This window comes from Hymenobacter aerilatus (assembly GCF_022921095.1).
In the GTDB taxonomy this organism is placed as follows: Bacteria; Bacteroidota; Bacteroidia; order Cytophagales; family Hymenobacteraceae; genus Hymenobacter; species Hymenobacter aerilatus.
Genome location: NZ_CP095053.1, coordinates 3,103,482 through 3,128,842 on the forward strand (window position 1 = coordinate 3,103,482; position 25,361 = coordinate 3,128,842).

Annotated in this window: 21 protein-coding genes and 1 tRNA gene; 3 read left to right on the top strand and 19 right to left on the bottom strand. The window is 55.8% G+C overall.

Annotated elements, in window-relative coordinates; genetic code table 11:
• Positions 1 to 79: 79 nt before the first annotated feature.
• From MUN82_RS12980 to MUN82_RS12995, 4 genes are all read right to left on the bottom strand, one after another.
• Positions 80 to 898: a purine-nucleoside phosphorylase gene (locus MUN82_RS12980; RefSeq protein WP_245091049.1), complete on the bottom strand. Its 819-nt coding sequence runs from the start codon at positions 896 to 898 to the stop codon at positions 80 to 82.
• Positions 899 to 966: 68 nt separating this feature from the next.
• Complete coding sequence (sppA, locus tag MUN82_RS12985) at positions 967 to 2,724, bottom strand: signal peptide peptidase SppA (protein WP_245091050.1); 1,758 nt, start codon at positions 2,722 to 2,724, stop codon at positions 967 to 969.
• Positions 2,725 to 2,884: 160 nt separating this feature from the next.
• On the bottom strand, positions 2,885 to 3,739 hold the full coding sequence (kdsA, locus tag MUN82_RS12990) for a 3-deoxy-8-phosphooctulonate synthase (protein ID WP_245091057.1): 855 nt from the start codon (positions 3,737 to 3,739) through the stop codon (positions 2,885 to 2,887).
• An 81-nt stretch (positions 3,740 to 3,820) separates the two neighbouring features.
• Complete coding sequence (locus MUN82_RS12995) at positions 3,821 to 4,498, bottom strand: methyltransferase domain-containing protein (protein WP_245091059.1); 678 nt, start codon at positions 4,496 to 4,498, stop codon at positions 3,821 to 3,823.
• Positions 4,499 to 4,550: 52 nt separating this feature from the next.
• Here MUN82_RS12995 and MUN82_RS13000 point away from each other — a divergent pair, with 52 nt between their 5' ends.
• On the top strand, positions 4,551 to 5,498 hold the full coding sequence (locus tag MUN82_RS13000; RefSeq protein ID WP_245091061.1) for a DUF8428 domain-containing protein: 948 nt from the start codon (positions 4,551 to 4,553) through the stop codon (positions 5,496 to 5,498).
• Between the two features lie 163 nt (positions 5,499 to 5,661).
• Here the strand turns inward: MUN82_RS13000 and cphA are convergent, their stop codons facing one another.
• The 4 genes from cphA to MUN82_RS13020 form a co-directional block, all read right to left on the bottom strand.
• On the bottom strand, positions 5,662 to 8,280 hold the full coding sequence (gene cphA / locus MUN82_RS13005) for a cyanophycin synthetase (protein ID WP_245091063.1): 2,619 nt from the start codon (positions 8,278 to 8,280) through the stop codon (positions 5,662 to 5,664).
• Positions 8,281 to 8,470: 190 nt separating this feature from the next.
• Positions 8,471 to 8,541 (bottom strand) — tRNA-Cys (locus MUN82_RS13010).
• Between the two features lie 161 nt (positions 8,542 to 8,702).
• Positions 8,703 to 10,718 (bottom strand): 30S ribosomal protein S1, encoded by a 2,016-nt coding sequence (gene rpsA, locus MUN82_RS13015; protein ID WP_245091064.1) that lies wholly within the window; start codon positions 10,716 to 10,718, stop codon positions 8,703 to 8,705.
• 257 nt (positions 10,719 to 10,975) lie between these two features.
• Positions 10,976 to 12,040, bottom strand: coding sequence for a fatty acid desaturase family protein (locus MUN82_RS13020; protein ID WP_245091065.1), 1,065 nt, complete (start codon positions 12,038 to 12,040; stop codon positions 10,976 to 10,978).
• Between the two features lie 155 nt (positions 12,041 to 12,195).
• Between MUN82_RS13020 and dinB the strand changes: the two genes are divergently transcribed.
• The gene (dinB, locus tag MUN82_RS13025) at positions 12,196 to 13,290 is read left to right on the top strand and encodes a DNA polymerase IV (protein ID WP_262922819.1); all 1,095 of its coding nucleotides are present in this window, start codon (positions 12,196 to 12,198) and stop codon (positions 13,288 to 13,290) included.
• A 10-nt stretch (positions 13,291 to 13,300) separates the two neighbouring features.
• Here dinB and MUN82_RS13030 read toward each other — a convergent pair whose 3' ends face one another.
• The 3 genes from MUN82_RS13030 to MUN82_RS13040 all read right to left on the bottom strand — a co-directional run bounded on the left by MUN82_RS13030 (position 13,301) and on the right by MUN82_RS13040 (position 16,024).
• Entirely contained in the window at positions 13,301 to 14,257 is a 957-nt protein-coding gene (locus MUN82_RS13030) for a pectinesterase family protein (protein ID WP_245091066.1), read from the bottom strand.
• On the bottom strand, positions 14,254 to 15,057 hold the full coding sequence (locus tag MUN82_RS13035; protein WP_245091067.1) for a rhamnogalacturonan acetylesterase: 804 nt from the start codon (positions 15,055 to 15,057) through the stop codon (positions 14,254 to 14,256). Before MUN82_RS13035 ends, MUN82_RS13030 begins: the two co-directional genes overlap by 4 nt.
• A gap of 184 nt (positions 15,058 to 15,241) precedes the next feature.
• Positions 15,242 to 16,024 (bottom strand): rhamnogalacturonan acetylesterase, encoded by a 783-nt coding sequence (locus MUN82_RS13040; protein ID WP_245091068.1) that lies wholly within the window; start codon positions 16,022 to 16,024, stop codon positions 15,242 to 15,244.
• A gap of 154 nt (positions 16,025 to 16,178) precedes the next feature.
• Here MUN82_RS13040 and MUN82_RS13045 point away from each other — a divergent pair, with 154 nt between their 5' ends.
• Complete coding sequence (locus MUN82_RS13045) at positions 16,179 to 17,639, top strand: phytoene desaturase family protein (protein ID WP_245091069.1); 1,461 nt, start codon at positions 16,179 to 16,181, stop codon at positions 17,637 to 17,639.
• A 35-nt stretch (positions 17,640 to 17,674) separates the two neighbouring features.
• Here the strand turns inward: MUN82_RS13045 and MUN82_RS13050 are convergent, their stop codons facing one another.
• The 8 genes from MUN82_RS13050 to MUN82_RS13085 form a co-directional block, all read right to left on the bottom strand.
• Positions 17,675 to 18,691 carry a DUF2971 domain-containing protein gene (locus tag MUN82_RS13050; protein WP_245091071.1) on the bottom strand — a complete coding sequence of 339 codons (1,017 nt, stop codon included), beginning with the start codon at positions 18,689 to 18,691 and terminating at the stop codon, positions 17,675 to 17,677.
• A gap of 238 nt (positions 18,692 to 18,929) precedes the next feature.
• Complete coding sequence (locus MUN82_RS13055; protein WP_208307982.1) at positions 18,930 to 19,748, bottom strand: enoyl-ACP reductase FabI; 819 nt, start codon at positions 19,746 to 19,748, stop codon at positions 18,930 to 18,932.
• A 139-nt stretch (positions 19,749 to 19,887) separates the two neighbouring features.
• The gene (recN, locus tag MUN82_RS13060; protein ID WP_245091073.1) at positions 19,888 to 21,561 is read right to left on the bottom strand and encodes a DNA repair protein RecN; all 1,674 of its coding nucleotides are present in this window, start codon (positions 21,559 to 21,561) and stop codon (positions 19,888 to 19,890) included.
• A gap of 252 nt (positions 21,562 to 21,813) precedes the next feature.
• The gene (porD, locus tag MUN82_RS13065; RefSeq protein ID WP_245091075.1) at positions 21,814 to 22,731 is read right to left on the bottom strand and encodes a type IX secretion system protein PorD; all 918 of its coding nucleotides are present in this window, start codon (positions 22,729 to 22,731) and stop codon (positions 21,814 to 21,816) included.
• Positions 22,724 to 23,374 (bottom strand): phosphopantothenoylcysteine decarboxylase domain-containing protein, encoded by a 651-nt coding sequence (locus MUN82_RS22475; protein ID WP_245091077.1) that lies wholly within the window; start codon positions 23,372 to 23,374, stop codon positions 22,724 to 22,726. Before MUN82_RS22475 ends, porD begins: the two co-directional genes overlap by 8 nt.
• Before the next feature lie 144 nt (positions 23,375 to 23,518).
• Complete coding sequence (locus MUN82_RS22480; protein ID WP_375374074.1) at positions 23,519 to 24,076, bottom strand: flavoprotein; 558 nt, start codon at positions 24,074 to 24,076, stop codon at positions 23,519 to 23,521.
• 14 nt (positions 24,077 to 24,090) lie between these two features.
• Entirely contained in the window at positions 24,091 to 24,435 is a 345-nt protein-coding gene (locus MUN82_RS13080) for a DNA-directed RNA polymerase subunit omega (RefSeq protein WP_245091079.1), read from the bottom strand.
• A gap of 48 nt (positions 24,436 to 24,483) precedes the next feature.
• Entirely contained in the window at positions 24,484 to 25,335 is an 852-nt protein-coding gene (locus tag MUN82_RS13085; protein WP_245091081.1) for an outer membrane protein assembly factor BamD, read from the bottom strand.
• Positions 25,336 to 25,361 lie beyond the last annotated feature (26 nt).

Below are 25,361 nucleotides of genomic sequence, written 5' to 3' on the forward strand. Positions count from 1 at the left end.
CAACGACTCGTTCTGCTGTGAGAAGGTCCTTCGCTGCGCTCAGGATGACAGGCTTTTTTCATTCAACAATTGCACCTCTTCAACACTGCTCTACCACGGCTTTCAGCAACGCAGTAAGTCGAGGCTCGGCGTCGGCGGCTACGCGCAGGATGTCGGCGAGCTGCACGCGCTTGAGCTTGCCGGGGGCGCATAGGTCGGTGATGACGGATATGGCCAGCACGGGCAGCTGCATGTGCACAGCGGCAATAACTTCGGGCACGGTGCTCATCCCTACCCCATCGGCCCCGATGGTGCGCAGGTAGCGGTACTCGGCGGGCGTTTCGAGCATGGGGCCGGGTAGGGAGGCGTACACGCCGCGTCGCACTTTGTCGGCAAAGCCTAACTTCTGGGCGGCTTTCTCGGCCAGGGCCAGCAGGCTGTGGTCGTAGGGCTCCAGCATATCGGGGAAGCGTGGCCCTAGCTCGTCCAGGTTTTTGCCGATGAGCGGGTTGGTGGGTTGCAGGTTGATGTGGTCCTCAATGAGCATGAGGTCGGCGTAGTTGTAGTCGGGGTTGAGGCCACCGCCGGCATTGCTCACAAACAGCTTCTGAATGCCTAACAGCTTCAGCACGCGCACCGGAAACACCACCTGTTCCATGGAGTAGCCCTCATAGAAGTGAAAGCGCCCTTGCATCACCAGCACCCTCCTACCCGCCAGCGTACCCGCCAGCAGCTTGCCCGAGTGGCTCTCCACCGTCGATACCGGAAAATGCGGAATATCGGCGTAGGAGAAGGTGTGCTGCACCTCAATTTCGTGGACCAACCCACCCAAGCCGGTGCCGAGGATGATGCCGAACTCGGGTTGAAAATCTTGCAGGTGGGTCTGGAGGTAGGCAGTGGCTTCGCGGAGATGTTGCATGGGGTGGGTTAAACTATAAAATCCTCTGTCATCCTTCGCAAGCGAAGGATGACAGACGCAGTAAGTCGTTATTCAATTGTCATTTCAAACGGCATACGGGCCTGCACTCCCTTCATCTGCAGGAGCTTCTGGTACTGCTCATACATTGGGTAGAGGGCACCCATTTCCTGCTTCACCATACGCAGGCGCACTTCCTCGTTCAGGCTGCTGAACATGCTCTCGACAAACGTCTTCTGACGGGGTAGGCGCTGCAAGGAGTAGTCGCCTTCTTTCAAGTTGGCGCGGCGGGCGGCAATGCGCAGGGCATCGTCCATAGAGCCCAGCACGTCTACGAGGCCGCGGGCCTTGGCCTCCGAGCCTGACCATACCCTACCCGACGCCAGGCGACGCAGACGCTCCACCGGCATACGGCGGCCCTGGGCGGCTTTGGTGGTAAAATCGGCGTAGATGCGGTCTACCTCCTGTTGCAGCTGCTGCTTCTCGTAGGCCGTGAGCGGGCGCGTAATGGTCGGGATGTCCGAGAACTCGCCCGTATTTACGCGGTCCGTCGTCACCCCGATTTTCTCACTCAGAAACGGGCCGATGTTCGGCAGCACGCCAAATACGCCGATGCTGCCCGTAATGGTATTGGGGTGGGCCACAATGGTGTCGCAGGCCATGGCAATGAAGTAGCCACCCGACGCCGCCACATCCGACATGGAGCAGATAATAGGCTTCACCTTTTTAGTAAGCACCACTTCGCGGTAGATGATATCCGACGCCAGCGACGAGCCGCCCGGCGAATTCACGCGCAACACCACGGCTTTCACGTTGTCGTCGAGGCGGGCTTTGCGAATGGCTTCGGCAAAGCGCGTGCTGCCAATGCTGCTGCTGCTACCCTTGCCCGTCACGATGTCGCCCTCGGCATAGATTACGGCAATGCGGTTGCTGTTCAGCGTTTCTGTCTCGCTGTTTTTGGAGTAGTCGCTCAGGTCAATCGTGCTCAGCTTTTTATCCTTGGCTATGCCTACCTTCCCTTTGATGTAGTCGGTGGCCTGGTCGTAGTAGCCTAGGTGCGTCACCAGACCGAGGCGCTTAGCGTCGTCGGCGTTGTGCACCAGCATCGAGTCGCTGATGACCTTGAGGCGCGGCCCCGGAATGCGGCGCGCCGTGGCCACGTGGCCTAGCATGTAGTCGTTAAGGGAGTTCAGGAAGGACGACGTTTGCAAACGCGCCGAGTCCGACATGCTGGTGCGGAAGTACGGCTCCACAGCGCTCTTAAACGACCCTACCCGAAAGATGTAGGGCTCCACACCCAGCTTATCGAACAGGTTTTTGTAATAGTACGTCTCCGAGCTGAGGCCGTTGAACTCCAGCGTACCCTGCGGATTGAGGTAGATGCGGTTGGCCACCGAGGCCAGATAGTAGCTCTTTTCCGACTGCGCATCGGCGTACGACACGATGAATTTGCCCGACTTCTTGAAGTCCAGCAGCGCGTCGCGGATTTCCTCCAGCGAGGCCATGCCGCCCTGCACCAGCTCCACGTTCAGCAAAATGCCTTTGATGTCGCCGTCGTTTTTGGCCCGACCAATGGCTTCTTTCACCTGTTCCAGCCCAATATCATCGGCCTGGGAACTGATCAGCGAGGCCAGCGAGCTATGACTCTCGCGCTCGGCCAGCGGCTTATCTAGCTTGATTTCCAGCACCGAGTTGCTGGCTACCGTCACTTCCTTATCAGCAGAGCTGGCCAGGGCAAACAGCGCCCCCAGCAGCAGCACAACGCTTAGTATACCAAACAGCACCAGCCCCGTGAGCGTAGCCAGCACGTATTTAAAAAATTGTTTCATGAAGAGAATAAACAGGGAGGGGAGAAAGATACGAGAACGTAAAAATTATCTGTCATCCTGAGCGGAGCGAAGGACCTTTTCACAGCAGAACTAGTCGTTATTACGGTAGTCGTTCTGCTGTGAAAAGGTCCTTCGCTCCGCTCAGGATGACAAACATTGTTTACGCCGACAGCGCCTCAATGCTGCCCGTGTCTTGCAACGCTTGGCGCAAGGCGGTGAGGCGCGTAAGCAGGCCTTCCAGCTGATCTAGCGGCAGCATGTTGGCACCGTCCGATTTGGCAGTGGCGGGGGTAGGGTGCGTTTCGATGAATAGCCCATCGGCGCCTACGGCAATGGCGGCTTTGGCAATAGTTTCGATGAGGGCCGGCTGTCCGCCTGTCACGCCGCTGCTTTGGTTGGGCTTTTGGAGGGAATGGGTTACGTCCATCACCACGGGCACGCCAAACTGCTGCATAGCCGGCAGGTTGCGGAAGTCCACTACCAAATCGGAGTAGCCGAATGAGTTGCCGCGCTCGGTCAAAATCACGTGCTCGTTGCCGGACTGCCGCACCTTGTCCACGGCAAATTGCATGGCGTCGCCGCTCAGAAACTGACCTTTCTTCACGTTCACGACCTTGCCGGTTTTAGCAGCGGCAATCAGTAAATCGGTCTGGCGACATAGGAACGCCGGAATTTGCAGCACGTCTACGTACTCGGCGGCAAAGGCGGCCTCGGTGGTTTCGTGGATGTCAGTCACGGTAGGCACCCCGATTTCGCGCCCTACCTTTTGCAGGATGCGCAGGGCCGTTTCGTCGCCGATACCCGTGAAGGAATCTAGGCGGCTACGGTTGGCCTTGCGGTAAGACCCCTTGAAGATGTACGGAATCTGGAGCTTGTCGGTGATGTGCTTGATGCGCTCGGCAATACGCAAAGCCATGTCTTCCCCCTCGATGACGCAGGGGCCAGCCATCAGAAAAAACTGGCCGGAATTGGTATTGCGGAAGTGTGGAAGGGCGTTGGCGAGTTGGGCAAACATAGGAAAGCAAGGTAAGAGCTAGCGGCCTGGGCCGACAGCCGGTAAGACAACAGATGAGGATAGAAAGTGGGGAAGTGCAAGCTACAGCTTAACCTCCGTTTTCCGACGTAGGCACATAAACAACTCCCTACCCTGCCGGGGCTGCAAGGAATTGTAGGCCGGCGCGAAGTGCACGAAGTCGAAGTACGGCTCAAAGTAGGTACGGTATTCTGCCGCGCTACCCCCAAAGGGCGGGCCAGGCTGCGAAAATTCGGTATCGAAGAGTAGGCCCACGAGTATGCCGCTGGGGCGCAGCAGTGCGGCGCACTGCCGGGCGTAGGCAGGGCGCTGATCGGGGTCGAGGGCGCAGAAGAAGGTTTGCTCTACCAGCAAATCGAACGGCTCGGCGGGCGACAGCGTGAAAAAATCCTGCAACAGCAAGTGCTCCACTGGGAAGTCGGGCACACGGGCTTGCAGCGCCGCTAGCGCGTCGGGCGCCACATCGGCCACCCACACGTTGGGGTAGCCGTGGCGGTACAAATACTCGGCCTCGTAGCCGCGTCCAGCGCCCGGAATGAGGATGCGGCGGGCATCGGGGCCGGGTAGCTGCGTGAAATATTCCCGCAGAGGTGGCGTTATTTCACCCGTGTCCCAGCCAGTTTGCCCGGCCTCGTAGCGGCCTTGCCAGTAGGCTGCGTCGAGCGTTGAAGTAGGTTGCATCACCTTGTCTGATTTCGTCTGAGACTTGCGCACGTGCACAATCCCTTTATTTTTGTGCACAAAGGTACTGGTCCCACCCGCATCTGCCGGGTATCACTTAACCCTCCCTTACATGGAACCAACTCAAAATTCTGAACCTAAAAACAACAACCGGGTCTGGCTGTTCGTGGCCCTCTTTCTGGTGCTACTGGGCATCAACGGCTTCCTGTTCTACCTGAATCAGCAGAAAGGCAAGCAAAACGAACAGCTCACAGCCACCGTCAAGGAGAAAGACGACAAGCTGGAAGCACAAATCAAAGAGTACGAAACCCTGAAGGCCGATTTTGAGCGCCAGAGCCAGGAAGTACAGAGCATGGGGCAATCCAACGACTCACTGCTGGCCCGAATTTCGGCTATCAACGCCGACCTATTGAAGCTGCGCTCCTTCCGCAAAGGCAGCTTTTCCATTGCCGAGCAGCGCCGCTTCAAGGAGCGCGCCGCCAACTTTGAAGCCCAACTGCGCAAAAAAGATGAGGAAATTGCTCAGCTAAAGGCTGACAATGAGGCTCTCTACACTGAAACCACTACCCTGAAAGAGCGCCAAAACAAGCTCACCGATACCATCTCGACGGTAGTGCGCTCCAATCAGGACCTATCGGAAAAGGTTGCGGTGGCCTCGCGTCTGCAAGCCGATAACATCCGGGTAGGCATTATTAACGGTCGCAACAAAGAGAAGGACGACGACGATAACGAGTTCAAAGCCAAGCGGGTAGAGAAAGTAAAAGTTACCTTCAACCTGGCTCGCAACGATGTGGCTCCCAAAGAGACTAAGCAAATCATGATGCGCCTGATTGAGCCCGACGGCTCGGCCCTCTACAACCTGAGCACCGGCGGCGGCACGTTCATGGTCGATGGCTCGGAGGCATTCTACACGGCCAAGCAGGATATCGTATTCGACAACACTCGCCAGCCTGTGCAATTCCTGTATGCCAAGGGCGCGTCCTACAAAACGGGCCTGCACACCGTAGAGCTATACTCGGGCGGCGTGATGATCGGCAAAACCACGTTCACGCTGAAATAAGTCTGAACTACGGATTCGCTCGGATTTTTCGGATGACGCGGATTCTGTAGTAGACTTTCAAAAGAACCACAAAACAAAAAGAGCTTGCCACTTGGCAAGCTCTTTTTGTTTTAAAGCGTCTACAAAATCCGTGGAATCCGAAAAATCCGAGCGAATCCGTGGTTCAGACAGGCTGATAGTTTTCCAGCTTCTTGATGGCGCCACCGATGTTCTCGGTGAGAATGCACACTACGGAGCCTGGACGGGCCGTGTGCAGAGCGTGGTCGATGGCGTCCAGCTCATCTTCGATGTAGGTGATAGGAATTTCCAGTTTGTCGAGTTGCAGGCCGCGAGTCATCAGGTCGCGCAGTTCCTCAGCGGTTTTGCCACGCAAGTCACGGTCCTGGCGCAGGATTACCTCATCGAAAATCTGGCCGGCTATGCGCGCAAAGCCCAGCGTATCCTCCTCGCGCCGGTCGCCCAGCCCCGACACGATGCCTACCTTGTGCGTGGCCTCGGTGGCATTCAGGAATTCCGCAAATTTTGTGATACCCGCCGTGTTGTGGGCGTAGTCGACAATCACCTCAAACTGCGGGTATTTGAATATATTCATGCGGCCCGGCGTTTTGCTGGCCGAGGGTATGAACGTGCGCAACGCCGTCTTGATATCATCCTTACTAAAGCCAGCCAAGTAGCCGGCCAGGGCCGCCGCCAAGATATTCTCGATGTTGAAACCGGCCCTACCCCCAAACGTTATCGGAAACTCCGCGGCCCGGTCGATGCGTAGCTTGTAGCTGTTTTTGTAGATGGTGATATAACCTTCTTCGTACACCGCGGCCACGCCGCCGTCTTCCACGTGCTCCAAAATGCGTGGGTTGTTCTCATCCATGCTGAAGTAGGCCACGCGGCAGTCGAGCTTGTGGCCCATCTGGTACACCAAGTCATCGTCGGCGTTGAGCACTGCCCAGCCGTTTTTACGCACCGTGCGGGGTAGCACGCCCTTCACGGCGGCCATTTCCTCTACCGTGTAAATATCGCGCAGGCCCAAGTGGTCGGCCGCTACGTTGGTCACCACGGCAATATCGCAGGAGTGAAAGCCCAGGCCCGAGCGCAGCATTCCGCCGCGGGCGGTTTCTAGCACCGCGTAGTTCACGGTAGGGTCGCGCAGCACAAACTCGGCGCTCTGGCCGCCGGTGCAGTCACCTTTCTGGAGCTGCACCCCCTGGATGTAGATGCCATCCGTCGTCGTGAATCCTACCTTATAGCCCTTGGATGCCACCATGTGCGCAATCAGGCGCGTGGTGGTGGTTTTGCCGTTGGTACCCGTCACGGCGATGATAGGGATGCGAGACGGCACACTGGGCGGAAACAACATGTCTACCACGGGCGCGGCCACGTTGCGTGGTAGCCCATCAGTAGGCGAAATATGCATCCGGAAGCCAGGCGCAGCATTCACCTCAATTACGGCACCGCGAGTTTCGTTGAGCGGCACCGCAATATCATTGGTTAATAGGTCGATGCCGCAGATATCGAGGCCGATAATACCGGCCACGCGCTCAGCCAGCAGCACATTGTAAGGGTCTACCAGGTCAGTCACATCAGTGGCCGTGCCCCCAGTGCTAATGTTGGCCGTGCTTTTGAGGTAAACTGTCTGGCCCGTGGGCAACACCGAGTCCAGCGTGAGTTGCTGAGCCGCCAGAATATCCAGCGTGTGCTTGTCAGCTTTGATAGCCGTGAGCACTTTTTCGTGCCCAATGCCGCGGCGAGGGTCGGTGTTTACTTCGTCAATCAACTGCTGAATGGTGTGCGTTCCGTCGCCCGTCACGGCAGCGGGCGTGCGCTTGGCCGCAGCCACCAGCTTGCCATTTACCACCAATAATCGGAAGTCAGCGCCTTCGATAAATTGCTCCACAATCACGGCGCGCGAGTATTCCTGTGCTGCTTTTAGACCCGCCACGGCATCTTCCCAGTTCTGAATCTTGATGGTAGCGCCCTTGCCGTGGTTGCCATCTAGCGGCTTGGTCACAATGGGAAAGCCTAATTCCTCGATGGCGTCGCGCAGACCGTCTTCGGAGTACACGGTAGTACCGCGGGGCACGGGCACGCCTGCGTTCTTGAGCATGGCTTTCGTGCGGTTCTTATTGCCCGCAATTTCCACCCCCGCGTTGCAGGTATAGGTAGTAGTAGTGGCCCAGATACGCTTTTGGTTTACTCCGTAGCCTAGCTGAATGATATTGCTACTTTCCAATTGGATGTATGGAATATTGCGCGAGGCCGCTTCCGATACAATGCTTTGCGTGCTGGGGCCGAAATACTCTTCTTCACGAATGTGGTGCAACTCTGCCAGTATCGGCTTCAAGTCCACCGGTTTGCCGTTGCACAGCGCATCCAGGGTTTCCACCGCGTATTCGGCGGCTTGGCGGCCGGCCCGCTCCTCTCGATAGGAAAATACTATCATATCCATGCCCTCTTCGTGCGCAGGGTAGGATTTGCCCCAGTACACTGGCATACCAGCTTGCCGCTGCAAGGCCAGCGCCATGTGTTGCAGCACGTAGGCTAGTGGTTCGCCGTCGGCTAATTGCTCGCGCGTGAGAGGCGGGTGCTTGGCAGCCTCAGCAGAGTGGTGCGGATTGGCCATGCCCAGGTTCGGGAACAGTTCTGCCAGTTGCTCTGGTAACTCAGCTACGCTATTCGACCAAGTGCCGGCCCACTCCCCAAAGTCCACCTTCATCACAATCAGGCGGGTGTGTTTAACAGACCAATAGCTAGGGCCGCGCATGGTGCGCAGGTCGACAATCTTCATACAATAAGCGTGGGTGAAAAACGGAGTATGCCCGCCCTATACGCAGGATGGGCTCAAAGGATAAGCATACTGGTAGGCGTACAGAATGGTTTTGCTGGAATACTAGCTGGCTTTCTGACTACCTACTCCCCTACACGCAAAAAGCCCCGGTCGGGGCTAATCGACCGGGGCAAGCAAGCAAAACAGGAAGAGGTGACGGGCGGATTCGAACCGCCGTAGGAGGTTTTGCAGACCTCTACCTAGCCACTCGGTCACGTCACCGGATTGGGAGCGCAAACATACGTCAATAATCGACTTTTGCCAAACCAATCCACTCCTTTTCTTGGCTTTATTCACTAAACTTCTGTATCATAGTAAGTTTATTATACACAAAAAAGCCCCGGATTGCTCCGGGGCTTCTCGTTTCCAGCTAGAAGGTCAGCTTACGCTTTGTCTTCTTTGTTGGTGTCGTCGTCCGAGTCGAGCAGGTGCTTGGCACGGTCAACTACGTCTTCGGCAGCGTGCGTCACGGTGTCGATGGCGTCGGAAGCGGCTTTGGTTACGCGGGCAACCAGGCCCTCTTCTTCGGCAGCGGGAGCAGCTTTCTTGCTGGCTTGCGCCTGCAGCTTCTGCTCACCAGCCTCACGCTCCGAGCCCATCATCCGGTCACGCAGGGCGCTCAAGGCGTCCAGGTCACCCAGCGTCGACTTTTCAGCCGGCTGCGAGGTAGCCTTCTTCACGTCGGCTGCGCTAGTAGTAGCAACACCACCAGCGGTAGCAGTTGGCGTCTTCTTCTTGAACTTAGAAGCACGGCTTTCTTCTTCTTGCGACTGGTTGTATACAGCCGTGTGCGAGAGTACGATGCGACGGTCGTCCTTCGAGAATTCTACCACGCGGAAGTCCAGCGATTCGCCGTTTTCAGCCTGCGAGCCGTCTTCTTTCTGCAGCGACTTAGGATAAGCGAAGCCTTCGATGCCATAGGGCAGCTCCAGCACGGCACCACGGTCGTTTTTCTCCGTGATGGTAGCGCGGTGCACCGAGCCAGGAGTGAATACCGTCTGGAACGTATCCCAGGGGTTTTCTTCCAGCTGCTTGTGGCCCAGGGCTAGGCGGCGGTTAGCTACATCCAGCTCCAGTACCAGCACGTCCAGACGGTCGCCTACTTTCACGACTTCTGAAGGATGCTTGATCTTCTTGGTCCACGACAGGTCCGACACGTGCACGAGGCCGTCTACACCTTCTTCCAGTTCTACGAACAGGCCGAAGTTGGTCAGGTTGCGCACCAGGCCGTTGTGCTTGGTACCCACAGCATACTTCTCAGCGAAATCACCACGAGTCCATGGATCTTCGCTCAGTTGCTTGATACCCAGGCTCATCTTGCGGTCTTCGCGGTCTAGCGTCAGAATCTGCGCTTCTACCACGTCGCCCTGCTTGATGAAGTCCTGCGGGTTGCGCAGGTGCTGGCTCCACGACATTTCTGATACGTGGATGAGACCTTCTACGCCAGGGATAATTTCCATGAATGCGCCGTAGTCGGCTACGTTCACAATGCGGCCTTTCACTTTTGAGCCTACGCCCATGTCCTCGGGCAGCGAATCCCATGGGTGCGGGGTCAGCTGCTTCAGGCCCAATGAAATACGCTTCTTGGCTTCGTCGAAGTCCAGTACTACCACGTTCAACTTCTGGTCGAGTTGCAGCACTTCCGAAGGATGTGCAATGCGGCCCCACGAGATGTCGGTGATGTGCAGCAGACCATCTACGCCACCGAGGTCGATGAACACACCGAAGTTGGTCATGTTCTTGATAACGCCCTCCAGGATCTGGCCTTTCTCCAGGTTGTTGAGGATGGCTTCGCGCTGCTTCTCGAGGTCTTTCTCGATCAGGACTTTGTGCGAAACTACCACGTTGTCGAAAGCAGCGTTGATTTTCACCACTTTCACTTCCATGCGACGACCTACATAAATGTCGAAGTCACGGATAGGCTTCACGTCGATTTGCGAGCCGGGTAGGAAGGCTTCTACGCCGTCCAGGTCCATAATCAGACCACCTTTGGTGCGACGCTTTACTACGCCTTCCAGAATGGTGTCATTCTCCAGAGCGTCGTAAATAGCTTTCCAAGCCTGCTTGATCTTCGCCTTCTTGCGCGACAGGATCAGCTGGCCGTTTGCGTTTTCCTGCTCCTCGATGAATACTTCCACCTCGTCGCCGGGCTTCAGATCGGGCAGGTCACGGAATTCAGACACTGGTACCAGTCCGTCGGACTTGAAACCAATGTTCAGGATAACGTCGCGGTCGGTGATGCCTACCACTACGCCACGTACTACTTCTTCTTCCTGGACGGTCGTCAGCGTGTCGCTGTACATTTCCTCCATCCGGGCGCGCTCCTCTGCGGAATAATTACCGCCGAAGCTGTTGGCTCCGACGTTGTCCCAGTCGAAGTTGTCTACTACTTCTGCCATATTAGCTAGTGGCCCTCGTGTACACGTTCGGCGCAGGGCCCGCCTCCGAATCGCGTTTTTGCTTGATACACAGCACTAAAGCGCCGGCCCGCCACCCTGGCGGGGGCGCAAAGATACTAAAATTTGTTATCAAGTCATTCGTATTCTGTCAGATAGACTCTATATCAAAAACGCTGTGTGCGTCGCTTAATACATCACAGAAAAAGGCCGCTCTTTGCAGAGCGGCCTTTTCATTATACACTACTTACTACTGTACTCTACCGCCTACCCAACTCGCGCAAATGTGCCACGTGCGAGGCTACTGCGTAGCGCATCTTCGGGTACTCGTTGTACTCAATGCCAAACTCCTCGCACACTTGCCGAATAATCTTGTTGATAGCTGGGTAGTGCACGTGGGAGATGGTAGGAAACAAATGGTGCTCTACCTGAAAGTTGAGCCCACCAACCAGCCAGCTTAGAATCTTGTTGTCCGTGGCAAAGTTGGCCGTAGTCTTAATCTGGTGAATGGCCCACTCGTCTTCCAGCTTATTGGTAGTGGCATGCGGCACCGGAAACTCGGCGTGCTCTACAGTGTGCGCCAGTTGGAACACGATGCTGAGGGTGAAACCGGCCACTGCCATAAAGAGCAGGAACCCTACCAACCAGCTCACGAATCCTACCATATAAATTGGCAAGGCCACAAACAGTCCCAGGTGAAGCGCCTTAAAGCCCCAAAAAACGCCTTGGTCCGATGCGTTCATTTTCTTGATGGGCATCTCCCCGATCTTACCCCGGAAATACTTCTGGTAATCCATGTAGAAAATCCAGGCGATAAACAGCAAGGCATAGAAAAACCAGAAGTACAGGTGCTGGAAGCGGTGCAGGCGACGACGCGGCTGGCCGGGGCTGAGGCGTAGCCAGGGCTGCGCGTCTAGGTCGTCGTCTATCCCGTCGATGTTGGTGTACATGTGGTGGATGAGGTTGTGCTTCATGTTCCACATAAAGCTGTTGCCGCCCATCACATTCAGCGTAAACGCCGCAAACTGATTCACCCAGCGCTTTTTGCTGAACGAACCGTGGGCGCCATCGTGCATCACGTTGAAGCCGATAGCAGCGCCCACGCCGCCCAGCAACAGGCATTCGAGCACGGCCAACCAGGTAGGCGGCGTCAGGAATACCAAGTGCACGTAGAGGGCAACGAAGGTGATGGTTAGAATCAGGGCTTTGATAAACAAGGACTTGCCGCCCGTAGTAGCTTTACCAGCTTCGGCAAAGTAGGCGTTGGTGCGGCGCTTCAGCTCCTGATGAAAAGAGCGGGAAGCCGCGAATTTGGGTGCATGCATGTAAAAGAGGGGATAAACAGGGCGGCAAAGGTACCGTTTTCCTGCTGGGGTAGCAGCGTATTTCTACAACTGAAACGCGCAGAGGCACGCCGTATCCGCCCAACCGGTGCGGTAGGCCGATAGTTCCTCTCCCCTACCCACCGTATCTTTGTCGGGTGCTGACGACTACCCCACTGGCGCCCGAAATCCGCAAGATCATCCACCTCGACATGGACGCTTTCTATGCTTCCGTGGAGCAGCGCGATAATCCCGAGCTGCGCGGTCGGCCGCTGGCGGTAGGCGGCGCGCGGGAGCGGGGCGTAGTGGCCGCCGCCAGCTACGAGGCCCGGCAGTTTGGCGTACGCTCGGCTATGCCGGCCACCACGGCGCGGCGCCTGTGCCCGGAGCTGCTATTTGTGCCACCGCGCTTTGAAGTGTATAAGAGTGTATCGCGGCAGATTCACGCCATCTTCGCCGATTACACAGAACTAATTGAGCCGCTTTCACTGGACGAGGCCTACCTCGACGTGACCCAGAACCGGCCCAATATTCCCTCGGCTACGCGCATTGCCGAAGAGATACGGGCGAGGATTCTAGCCCAAACACAACTCACGGCCTCAGCGGGAATTTCCTACAACAAGTTTTTGGCAAAGCTGGCCTCCGATTACCGCAAGCCCAACGGACAGTTTGTGATTCGGCCGCACGAGGGGCTGGCGTTTGTGGAGCAGCTAGCAGTAGGGCAGTTTCATGGAATCGGGCGCGTGACGGCGGCGCGCATGGAGCAGCTGGGAATTCGCACGGGCTGGGACCTTCGGCAGCAGTCGGAGGCGTTTCTGCGGCAGCACTTCGGCAAGGCCGGCTCGCACTACTTCGCCATTGCGCGAGCCCAGGACCACCGCCCCGTGGTGGCTGATAGGGTGCGCAAATCCATTGGCGCCGAAACCACATTTCCTCGCGACCTTACTACCCTGCCCGACCTCACCGAGCACTTGCAACCGTGTCTGGAAAAGGTCTGGGCGCACTGCGAGCGAACCGGTTTGCGCGGCCGCACCGTTACGCTGAAAGTGAAATACGCCGATTTCCAACAAATTACCCGCTCCCGCAGCTTCCCTACCCCTCTGGCCGACACGGCCACGGTGACCCGCATCAGCCACGAGTTGCTCGCGGCGCTCCTACCTTTGCCCAAAGGCGTGCGCCTGCTAGGCGTGTCGTTGTCGGGGCTGGAAACGGAGGCTGATATGGTAGGGCGGCAGTTGGGGCTAGGATTGTAGCCTGTTCTGTTTACTCTTTCGTAGGGTCCCAGCCGCGCAGCACGGTAGTGAGAGTATATTGCTGGGCCTCCTGGGGCGTGAGCAGGTGCGCCCACGGCACGCGCTGCTTGGGCGCGGCACCGGGGCCGGTACTATTATACTCGGCGTAGTAGGCGGTGCGCTTGTTTTCCTCCTTGTCCCACGGGTCCCAGCCCTCGGGCCGGATGAAATTGCCCAGCTCGCAGTGCAGATACACGGTTTTGGCGTAAGAGCGCCACGGACGGCCCAGCGCGTAGCTGTTGGCCGGCGCATTGCCAGTCAGGCGGCAGTGATTGAGCACGTAGCCGTAGCGGGTGGTATCGGGGGTAGAAGCGGCCGTGACGAAGGAACCACCCTTCTTGCAGAAAATCTCGCACCGCTCGAACCACGCCGTGCTAGACCCAAAAATGAAGTCCGTGGTGCCTTCGATATAGCAATCCTGGTAATACTGCCGGCTCCCGTAACCGTAGGTGTAGAGCGTATCCTGAAAGCCCAGAAACCGGCAGTTCTTAAACCGGGCTTTATCGCCGGCTACCCACACGGCCACGGCCTGCCCCACTGGTCCCGATGAGTTTTGAAACGTTAGGTTCTCAGCCGAAAAATCAGTACCGAAGATGTAGATACTAGCAGAGCCGGACGTGCCCTTGTCCTCGCCAAAGCGGTTCTTTTTCTGGTTGTAGTCGTCGTAGGTGAGGATGGTCGTGCGGGCCTCTTCGCCGATGAAATGCACCAGGTTTTTGGTACCCGCCAGCACCAACTTTTCTTTATAGATGCCCTTTTTGATGAAGATGGTAGTGACTTTCTTCCGAAAGTCCGGCACGGCATCAATGGCGGCCTGCACCGTGCGAAACTGCCCGCTGCCGTCCTGCGCCACTACGAAATCGTAGCCAAAAGCCCGTTGGGACAGCAATACATTGAACAGGCAGCAGAAGAAAATTAGGTACTTCATGGGGTAGTGGGCTGGGCATCGGGGCCCTTGGTAGGCGGTACGGCGTTTTTGGGTAGGGGCCGGGCAAGGTGGTCGGCCAGCGGCGAGTGTTGTGCTTTCAACTCGCTCACAACCAGTTGCGCCATTTTGCGAGCGCCCAGTTCCGAGAAGTGCGTATTGTCTTGGCGGCCGTAGGGGTAGTTAGGGTGCTCACCGGGCGCGAGCTGCAGGAAAAGCAGCTTGCTGTTTTGCTCCCCGAACTGCTGCAACAGGTCCCGGCTCATTTTGTCCAGATCAATCAGCGGTACTTTTTGCGCCTTTGCTACTTCCATTGTGGCGGCCGAGTAGGCCACATGCGTTTCCTGCTGCTTGCCGCCCACAAATTTGAGGCGCGTGACGGGCGTAATCAGCACCGGGAAGGCCTGCTTGCGGCGCGCTTCGGTCACAAATTTCAGAAGGTTCTTGCGGTAGTCGGCCACGGGAGTGTACCGGTCGGGGTAGTTCTCAGCCTCGTCATTGTGCCCGAACTGAATGAATACGTAGTCGCCCGGCTGCAGGGCTTCTATGATGGGTTGCCAGCGGTTTTCGGCCAGAAACGTGCGCGTGCTACGGCCATTCTTGGCATGATTGGCTACCACAATGGTGGAGTCGAAGAAGGTAGGAAAGGGCATGCCCCAGCCGGTTTCCGGAAACGTCTGCGGTATTTTCTGGGCAATGGTGGAATCACCAATCAGGTAGATGGTCGTTTTGCGGGCAGGCGGCAGCTGGAAGGCCAGCAGCGCCAATAGGAACAGAAGCCCAATGCTTTTTATGTATGACATACTCTGGTCTTTGTACAAGAGATTTGGCTCTCAATAAGAAATTCACCTCAACTCGTCCTGCGGAGCGAAGTCGAAGCATCTCTACCGTGAGTAATTAATTTACTATCAGTAGAGATGCTTCGGCTGCGCTCAGCATGACGTTCATTTTTACTTGTTCAGGAACAACGCTATAATACGCCCTACCCTACCGCGCCTGCGCATCCACGGTCTTCTTGGATTCGCGCTGCACAATGCGGTCGGCCAGTTCCAGCTTCAGCGCACGAATATCAGCCAAGACCAGCTCGGCCATTTTGCGGGCGCCCAGCTCCGAGAAGTGCGTGTTATCTTCACGACCATCAGGGTAGTTGGGGTGCTCGCCAGGCGCCAGGTGGTTGAACAGCAACTTGCTGTTCTCTACCCCAAACTGCTGCAACAACGCCTGACTTTCGCGGTCCAGATCAATGAGCGGCACTTTTTGCTCCTGCGCAATGGTCCGCACCAAGGCAGAGTACACATCGTGCGTGCCTTCCATCTTGCCGACGTCGTTGAACTTGCGGCGCGCTACCGGCGTGAGCAACACGGGCGTGGCCTTGCGGGCGCGGGTTTCCTGGATGAAACGTACCAGGTTGGCGCGGTAGTCGGCCTCAGGCGTGTAGCTCTTTTTCGTGGGCACCTCATCGTTGTGGCCGAATTGGATGAACACGTAGTCACCTTCCTTGAGCGCGGCTGCTACAGGTTGCCAGCGGTTTTCAGCCAGGAAAGTTTTGGTGCTACGCCCGTTCTGCGCGCGGTTGTCTACGGTCACGGTTTCGTCGAAAAACACCGTAAAGGGCATTCCCCAGCCCGTCTCGGGGTAGGCTTTGCGCTCCTTGATTGACATGGTAGAGTCGCCGACCAAGTACACGGTGATGTTCTTTTTGGGTGGCCCGAAGGCCAGCAGCGCCAGCAGCAACATGGCTCCCGCGAGCCGAAAGAAGGGATGATGCATAGGTGGGAGATGGGTAGGACGAAGCACATACTACTGGTTTACCCTACCTTTCCCAAGTGGCACGCCGCCTTTTTCTACGGGAACGTTGCCAAACGCAGTATTTTAGCGCACCCTGCCTCTACCCTCGTATAGTCACGCTCCTACTCCGCACTTTATGCCCGATTCCAGATACGATGCCGTGGTAGTTGGCTCCGGCCCCAACGGCCTGGCGGCCGCCATTACGCTCCAACAAGCCGGCTTGTCGGTACTGCTGATTGAAGGCAAGGACCAGCTGGGCGGTGGCCTGCGCACAGCCGAGCTGACGCTCCCCGGCTTCCGCCACGACATTTGTTCGGCCATTCACCCGCTGGCCGTTGGCTCGCCTTTCTTCCAAACCCTACCCCTCGCGCAATACGGTTTGGAGTACCTCACGTCCCCCGTAGCCGCAGCCCACCCCTTCGATGGCGGCACGGCCGCTGCGGTTTACGACTCTCTAGATGATACAGCCCGTAGCCTGGGCCAGGACGAGCAGCGCTACCGTCAGCTCCTGGAACCGCTGATAGCCAGTTGGCCTGCTATTGCCAACGACGTGCTAGCACCCTTGCACCTTCCCAAACACCCCATCCAGATGGCGCAGTTTGGGGCGCCGGCCATGCTGCCGGCTTCCGTACTCACTAGTTATTTTCGGCAAAAAGAAGCGCGGGGTTTATTTGCCGGCATGGCGGCCCATGCTATTCAGCCGCTCAGCAACCTCACCACGTCGGCCATTGGGTTGGTCTTGTTGATTGCGGCCCACCGCGGCGGCTGGCCCCTACCCCAGGGCGGCTCCCAATCCATTGCCGATGCGCTGGTGGCGCATTTCCGGGCGCTGGGCGGCACCGTAGAAACCGGCACGTTCGTCCGCTCGCTCGACCAGCTGCCCCGCGCCCGCACCGTGCTCCTCGACGTGACGCCCAAGCAACTGTTGCAGATTGCTGGCCACAGCCTTTCTGAGGTGTACCAATGGCAACTGCGGCGCTACCGCTACGGCATGGGCGTGTTTAAAATCGATTGGGCCCTGGATGCGCCCATTCCTTTCACTGCCTCCGAATGCCGACAAGCCGGTACCATACACCTCGGAGGCACCCGCGAGGAAATTATTGCCGGCGAGCGGGCCACGGCCCAAGGTCACCACGTTACGCGGCCGTTTGTGCTGCTGGCCCAGCAAAGCCTCTTCGACCCTACCCGCGCCCCGGCTGGCAAGCATACGGCTTGGGCCTACTGCCACGTGCCCAACGGCTCTCGCATCGACATGACGGCCGCCATCGAGCAGCAGGTAGAGCGCTTCGCGCCCGGCTTCCGCGACCGGATCATCGGCCGCCACACCTTCGACACGGCCCAGATGGAAACCTATAACCCCAACTACGTGGGCGGTGACATCAACGGCGGCGTTCTAGATATCGGCCAGCTCTTCACGCGACCGGCCCTGCGCGCCTCGCCCTACCGTACGTCTACCAAAGGGCTTTACCTATGCTCCTCTGCTACCCCTCCCGGCGGCGGCGTGCACGGCATGTGCGGCTACCACGCCGCCAAGCAAGCGCTGCACGATGTGTTTCAGCTGCCGGCTGCGCCGTTGTATGAGGAGCTATTATCATGATTAGTTATAAAATCATTACGAAACACGTTTCGAATTTACCAATTCCTGTATGGTACTTTTGACTGCACTATCTTCGTATTTCCCTCCCTTCCGTCTATTCTCATATTCAACATCGTTTTACAAGCTTGCTCATTTAGTTCTTTCTGTGGCCCTGGACCTATTACAAGTTCAGGTATTTTAATATGTGTTTTAATTTTATTATTATATTCATCGAGTACCGTTTCACCCTTCTCATTATACTTCAAAAACGGTATTTGCAAATATGGTATAATAGTATTTTTACCATATCTAAATTTAATATCAATTCTTTTTTCAACTATATCTAGTTCTAATGCAGGATTTTGATCCATTAAAATTCTTTCACTGAAATCTTTATTATAATCTTTAATTATTCTCCATTCTCTTTCTTCTTTAAACTTATAGTGTTTGAACAATGGTGCGTATCTTGATGCTCTTGCATACATATACTTCATTGAATCCAATGCTGGAGGTAAACCGAAAGGTGTTTGATCAGTGAAGGCTAGTACATAATTTTCTGGAGTAACACCTATTACTTCATCTCTTATAAATTTTCTTTGTTCTGTATCATCGTACAAACATTTCTTAATTTCCAATCGATATTCTCTCATCATATCATTAAGCTGTTCGCTATCGAAACTAAATGAGTAACCACCATCTGGACAATACCCTCTCCATTGGCTTAAAATATCCTTCTTTTCAGTCAAAGAGAAACTGAAGACAGGAAGTATCATGTTGATGTTAGTCCAGTAATCTGTATCTGTCTCGTAAAGCCAAGCAGGCTCATCATAATTATTTCTAGTTCTTTCTTTTTCTTTTATCACAGAAAGATATTTTTGGGGCACTATAGCATGATATCCTTCTTCTAAAACACGTTTTAGAAGATCAAAAATATAATAATACTCTCTTGAATCATTTAAGTAATGTATATTAGAAAACCATAAGCATTTACTCTCCAACATCCCCAACAAACCTGGAGGTGTTGAATAATGAAACAACTTCTTGCCATCGGGAATTTTTGATACCTGTTCCATTCAATATATGGTTATATTACGAAATTTAGCTAAGCAACCCTACAAGTTTAGATAAAGCTTTTTCTTCATTATCTGTTTAGCCCTGTTGCTTCACCAAATACTTTGAGAACGTGTAATATAAAGTATTATCCTAGCCTTAGGATGAATACTATCCTTTTATTTTACATAAGCCAGAACAGCCGCAGTAAACAAAAAAGCCTGACCATCCGGCCAGGCTTTTTACATAAATTAATTCAGCTTACGAACTAGCCTTCGTCAGTACTTCTACCATTTCCTCCGAGATGCCGGTGGTGCTGAAGCCGCCGTCGTGCATGAGGTTTTGCATGGTCACGTAGCGCGTGAGGTCCGAGAACAGCGAGATGCAGTAGTCGGCGCAGGCTTCGGCGGGGGCGTTGCCGAGGGGCGAGAGTTTGTCGGCATAGTCGTAGAACGCGTCGAAACCGCTGATGCCGGCGCCGGCCGTGGTCTTGGTAGGCGACTGCGACACGGTGTTCACGCGTACTTTCTTCTGCTTACCCAAGCGCTGGCCATAGCTGCGGGCAATACTTTCGAGCACGGCCTTGGCCTGCGACATATCGGTGTAATCGAGGAAAGCGCGCTGGGCGGCGATGTACGACAAGGCCACCACCGAGCCCCATTCATTGAGGGCATCCTGCTTCTCGGCCACGTGCAGCATCTTGTGCAGCGACAGCGCCGAGATGTCCAGCGTTTTCTGGAACCAGTCATAGTTCAGCTCGCCGTAGTGCTTACCCTTACGGATGTTCGGCGACATGCCAATGGAGTGCAGCACGAAGTCAATCTTGCCACCCAGCTGCTCCTGCGCGCCCGAGAACAGCTTTTCCAGGTCCTCCACTGAGGTAGCATCAGCCGCGATGATGGGGGCGTTGCACTCCTCGGCCAGGGCGTTGATTTCGCCCATGCGCATCGCCAGCGGGGCGTTGGTCAGCACGAAGCGGGCGCCCTCGGCGTGGGCTTTCTGGGCCACTTTCCAGGCAATTGATTTTTCGTTGAGGGCGCCGGATATGATTCCGACTTTGCCAGCGAGTAGATTAGGCATGAGGTGAAGTTGTGAAGTTGTGAAGTTGTGAAGGTTGGTCTGATACGAACCCTACCCCTCCCCAAGTGGGTTTTACAATACGAGCTGCCAAGTTAGCCATTCACCCCTTCACAATCTCACAACTTCACAATTTCACTGCCTACCCTACCAGTTCCTCGCCGCGCATAGCCAGTAGCTCGCGGGCGCTTTGGAAAGCGTATTCGCTGGGGTTGGCGCCGGAAATCATCTGCGCAATTTCGCGGATGCGCTCCTGCAACGTCAGCTCCCTGATGCGACTGATGGTGCGGTCGGCGCGGTCTTCCTTGTATACGAAGTAGTGCGCGTCGCCGGCAGCGGCCATCTGCGGCAGATGCGAAATGGCGATAAGCTGGTGTTTCTTGGCCATCTGCTGCATCATGCGCCCTACCTTCACCGCAATTTCCCCGCTAATACCCGTATCGATTTCGTCGAACACTATTGTGGGTAGGGCCGTCTTATCAGCCAACATATACTTGATGCACAGCATCAACCGCGAGAACTCACCGCCTGACGCGGCTTTACTCAAGGTTTGGGGCTGGGCGCCTTTGTTGGCCGTAAACAGGATACTAACAACGTCGATGCCGCTGGTGGTAGGCTGGCCCACGCTGTGCTGCACCACAATGCGCGAGTTGGGCATGCCCAGGTCGGAAAGCAAGGCTGCTAGCTCCTTCTGGAACTTCGGGAAGCTACGCTGCCGCTGCTCCGAGAGCTGGGCCGCCCGGCGCGTCACGGTGGCTAGTGCGCCTTCCGTATCCTTGCGTAGACGACTGATCTCTTTGTCCAGATTCAGCACCGAGCCTACCTTCTCGCGTAATTCTTCGCGCACCTCTAATAGTCCTGGCAGGTCGCGCACCTGGTGCTTGCGCTGCAGATTGTAAAGGGTAGTGAGGCGGCCTTGCAACTCGTCGATACGGGCCGGGTCGCCCTCAGTGCGACGCTCGGCGGTTTCCACCTCGTCGGCAATGTCGTGCAATTCAATCAGGCAGCTGTCGAGGCGCACCTTTAGGTCTTTGAATGTGTCGGCGTAGGCCGATACCTGCCCGAGTAGGCTGGCCGCTTCCTTCATGCTGCCGGTAGCACAGTACTCACTTTCGGTGAGAGCCTGCAAGGCTTGCGTCAACTTAAACTTGATTTCCTCGGCATGCTCTAGCTGCTTTATTTCTTGCTCCATCGCCTCCTGGTCTTCCGTATCGAGGCGAGCTTCTTCTAGTTCATTCAGCAGAAAGCTATTGTAATCCAACTCTTTATTGGCTTGCGCTACCTGGCTTTCCACGCTTTTCAGATCGGCTTCCAGCTTACGGTATTGGCGGTAGGCGGTGCCGTACTGGGCGCGGGTAGGCACCAGGCCGGCATACAGGTCGAGCAGGTTGAGCTGAAATACTGCGTCACCGAGCAGCAGCGTGTCGTGCTGGGAGTGGATGTCCATCAGGTTTGCCCCGATTTTGCGCAAGGCGTCCAGCGTTACCGGCGTATCGTTCACAAAGGCCCGCGACTTACCGGCCGGACTAATCTCACGGCGCAGGATGCACTGCGCGTCATAATCCAGGTCTTCGGCCTCGAAAATATCCTGCAACTGGTAGCCACTGATGTCAAACTGGCCTTCAATCACGCACTTCTTCTCCGTGTCGAAGAGCATTTTAGAGTCGGCGCGGTTGCCGAGTAGCAGGCCAATAGCCCCCAGCATGATGGATTTGCCGGCGCCGGTTTCGCCGGTAATAATATTCAGCAGAGCCGAAGGCCGTAGCTGCAATTGCTCAATCAGAGCGTAATTCTTGATGCGCAAATCAACTAGCATGGGAGTAGATAGAAGCTGGAAAGGTAGACCAGTCGGGCTATCAGCAGCTCAACCAGCAGAGTTCAACAGGACTTTCTCAAACGCAAAAGCCCGCAATCAGCTAATAAAATTAGCTGATTGCGGGCAACTTACAAGAGGCAACCAATTTTTTTAGTAGAAAATACGGATTTTATCTCCCATTCCCTACTTTTCTATTATCTTAAGTACAAACGACCCTATAGGTTAATATACAAGGTAGGAAGGTATATTCCCTTACTTCAGAATAGCTTGGTACTTAGCCGTATTCGTCGGGTCGATTTCGCCGAGCATGTTCACCACTTGCTGTTTCTGCTGCGGGTCTTGGCTGGTACGGAAGATATTGGCAATTTCGTCGGATTTCGTATCGAAAAAGGAACGAGCTACCAACGTGCCCGGTCGCCGCAACACGGCGGCCTGAATGTTGGTCAGCGCCGTGAGAATACTGGCGCGGGCATCTTGGGGCTTCTCAATAAAGAGGTCCATACCCTGCCGGTAGTAGGCATATGAACCCGTACGGAAAGCCTCAAGCTGAGGGTCTTGCAGATTGGTGAGCAGCCAATAGCGGTTACGTGGTTCCCCGTCCTTCCACCCGCCATCCGACTCGTTGGTGACCGTCTGCGACGAGGCGGCTAGCAGGATATTACGGGCCCGGTCGTAGTAGGGCGTGCCGCCCAGGCGGGCAAAGCTATCCTGGTCCATGCCGATGATGATGTAGGCGTAGAAGCTCAAGAGCGACGACAAGTTACCCACGAAGGTATTTTCGGAGAAGTCCAGCGGGTTCTGCGGCGAGTAGTTGAACAACCACCCCCGGTCGGAAATCGACATGACGTTGGTTTCGTAGCCGGTGCCGTACACGGGGCGCGTAGTGATGATGCGCACGGTGGCCGTGTACGTACCCGTTTGCGGAATCCCGGTCAGCCCCACAAAAAACTTACACCGGATTTTTTCCTCAGGTCGGTAAGTCTGGTTGGTCCAGGCCCGGGTGTTGAGGAAGTTTTGGATGTCGTTCTGCATTTGCAGCACAATCTGCTGATCCGACACCGTCACGTTTTCCGTCGTCACGCGCACATCAGCCAGTATTTCCTGCGCCCGCGCCGTTGAGGTACACAGGCAAGCAGCCAACAACAAACACACTGATAGTAGTTTACGCATATTGGGCATATCGGGCAAGCACAAACTGAACAATATCCTGCGCCACGGCAGATTTAGGAAGTAAGTCCGATGTCGTGACCACGCCATCGGCCGTGAGCAGGGTTACCTTATTAGTATCGTGGCCGAAACCAGCCCCGGCATCGCGTAGGGAGTTGAGCACTACCACATCGAAATTCTTGCGGCGAAGCTTATCCAGCGCGTGCGCCTGCTCGTTGTTGGTTTCCAACGCAAAACCCACCGAAAATTGTTCAGCACGCTTCGTTTCTCCCAGCGTAGCGGCAATATCCACGTTTTTAACCAGCGTAAGCGTGAGCGTATCGCCGGCTTTCTTGATTTTTTCGGGGCTTACTTCGGCGGGTCGATAATCGGCTACCGCCGCCGCAAATACCCAAATCTGCGCCGTAGGCGCGGCCTCGGCAGCGGCGGCATACATCTGCGCAGCCGTTTCCACATGCACTGTCTGAATGGCCGGGTGGGTAGGCACGGCCAAAGCAGTGGGCCCACTCACCAGCGTGACGGTATGGCCGGCCGCCGCGAAGGCTTCGGCAAGCGCGTACCCCATCTTGCCCGTCGAGCGGTTGCCAATGAACCGCACGGGGTCCAGCGGTTCATAGGTAGGGCCGGCAGTGAGCAGGATTTTCAATTAGAAATTATGAATTAAAAATTATGAATTCATCTGTCATCCTGAGCGGAGCGAAGGACCTTATCACAGTAAAACGGCGTCGTTCGGTAGTAATTCCAACGTGATAAGGTCCTTCGCTCCGCTCAGGATGACAGGCCTCTTACCCTACACCTCCGACCCAAAAAAACGCTCTAACTCCGTCATAATCTCCTCGGGCTCCAGCATGCGGCCGGGGCCGGAGAGGCCGCTCGCTAGTTCGCCGCTGGGCGAGTCGAGCACGTGGTTGCCGTAGCTACGCAGGGCAGTTAGGTTGGCCGTCACGGCTGGGTGCTGGTACATATCCAGATCCATAGCTGGGGCCAGGAATACAGGACAACGGGCCGAAAGGTAGGCGGCATCCAGCAGCGAGTCGCAGAGGCCGTGGGCGAAGTGGGCAATGGTGTTGGCCGAGGCTGGGGCCACTAACAATACATCGGCCCACAAGCCTAGGTGCACGTGGTTGTGCCACTCGCCGGCTCGCTCGTCTTTCAGAAAGCCCTGCAACACCGGCTTTTTGGAGAGCGTGCCCAAGGTGAGCGGCGTAACAAAAGCCGAGGCCGAAGCGGTCAGGATTACCTGCACTTCGGCCCCGGCTTTCACAAGCAGCCGCACCAGCGCGGCCGATTTATAGGCGGCAATACTCCCACACACGCCCAGCAGAATCTTACGGTTGTGCAGTGCCATGCGCGGGGAGGCAATTACTCGTTGGCGAGCAGGTTGCCGTTGTTATCGACTTCCGGCGTGCGGAAATACACTTTGCCTTCCAGAAACTCCTCAATGGCGAGGTTAGTGGGCTTGGGTAGGCGCTCGTAGTGCTTGGAAATCTCGATCTGCTCGCGGTTTTCAAACACTTCTTCAAGATTATCAACCGTGGTAGCAAACTCAGCCAGCTTGCCGTTCAACTCTTCTTTCAGCTTCACCGACAATTGGTTGGCGCGCTTCGAGATGATGGCAATAGACTCGTACACGTTGCCGGTGTCTTGCGCGAAATCCGACATGTTGCGCGTCACGATAGAGGGGGAAACGTTATTCGGAACTTTCATAAAGGGTATCTTCAGAGTCAGAGAATTGTCTTTGGGGGGTAGGGCTACCTAGTTGGCAGCGGCCGATGCATCCGTCTTCTCGCTGGTCTTCAAACGGTCCAGCTCTTTGCGCGAGAAGTCATACATGTTCTCGGCGCCTTTAAGGCTACGGCTATTAGGGTAGGCGTCGATGAACTGCTGGTAGAAAGCCACTGCTTCCAAGTACCGCTCGCGCTGCTTCTCGGCCACGCTTTCCTTAGCTAGGTTGAACTGCGACTCCAGCTTCAGGTAGGCCGCATCTTCGCTGTACACTGAGGCAGGATACTGCTGCTGAAAGTTGCCCAGCGCCACCACTGCCGATTGGTAGTAGCGAAGCTGCTGGTACAGCTTGGCGCCCTGAAAGGCTTTGTTCTCCAGCTTCTTCTGCAGCTCCTGCGACATATTCTCCACTTCGGGGCGGAACGTGCTTTCAGGGTAGCGGTTCAAAAACTCTTGGATGCTTTCGTTGGCCGACAGCGTGTTGGTCTGGTCTAGCTCATACTCCGGCGAGTCGCGAAACAGCGACTTGGCGTGCAGAAACATGGCCTCCTCGGCATACTGCGAGTTGGGGTAAGTTTCGTAGAATGCCTTGAAATAGTAAGCGCTCAGCACGTAGTTGCGCTGCTTGAAGTTGGTGTTAGCAAAAAAGAACTGGGCTTTTTCGGCCTCGGGACGCCCTTTCAGTAGGGGTTGCAGCTCCTCTAGCAGCGTACCGGCTTTGAAATAGTCGCCCTCCTCGTAATACTTGATGGCGGCTTCATATTTTTTGTTCACATCGTTGCTCTTGAGCAGCTTTTGGTAGCCGCTGCACGAGCCAAGCAGCAACGCGCTCAGAAGCAGAACAAAGAAGGCGGTAGGGCGAAACACAGACATGGGTAGCATGAAGAACGCAAAGATAACGGATTAGC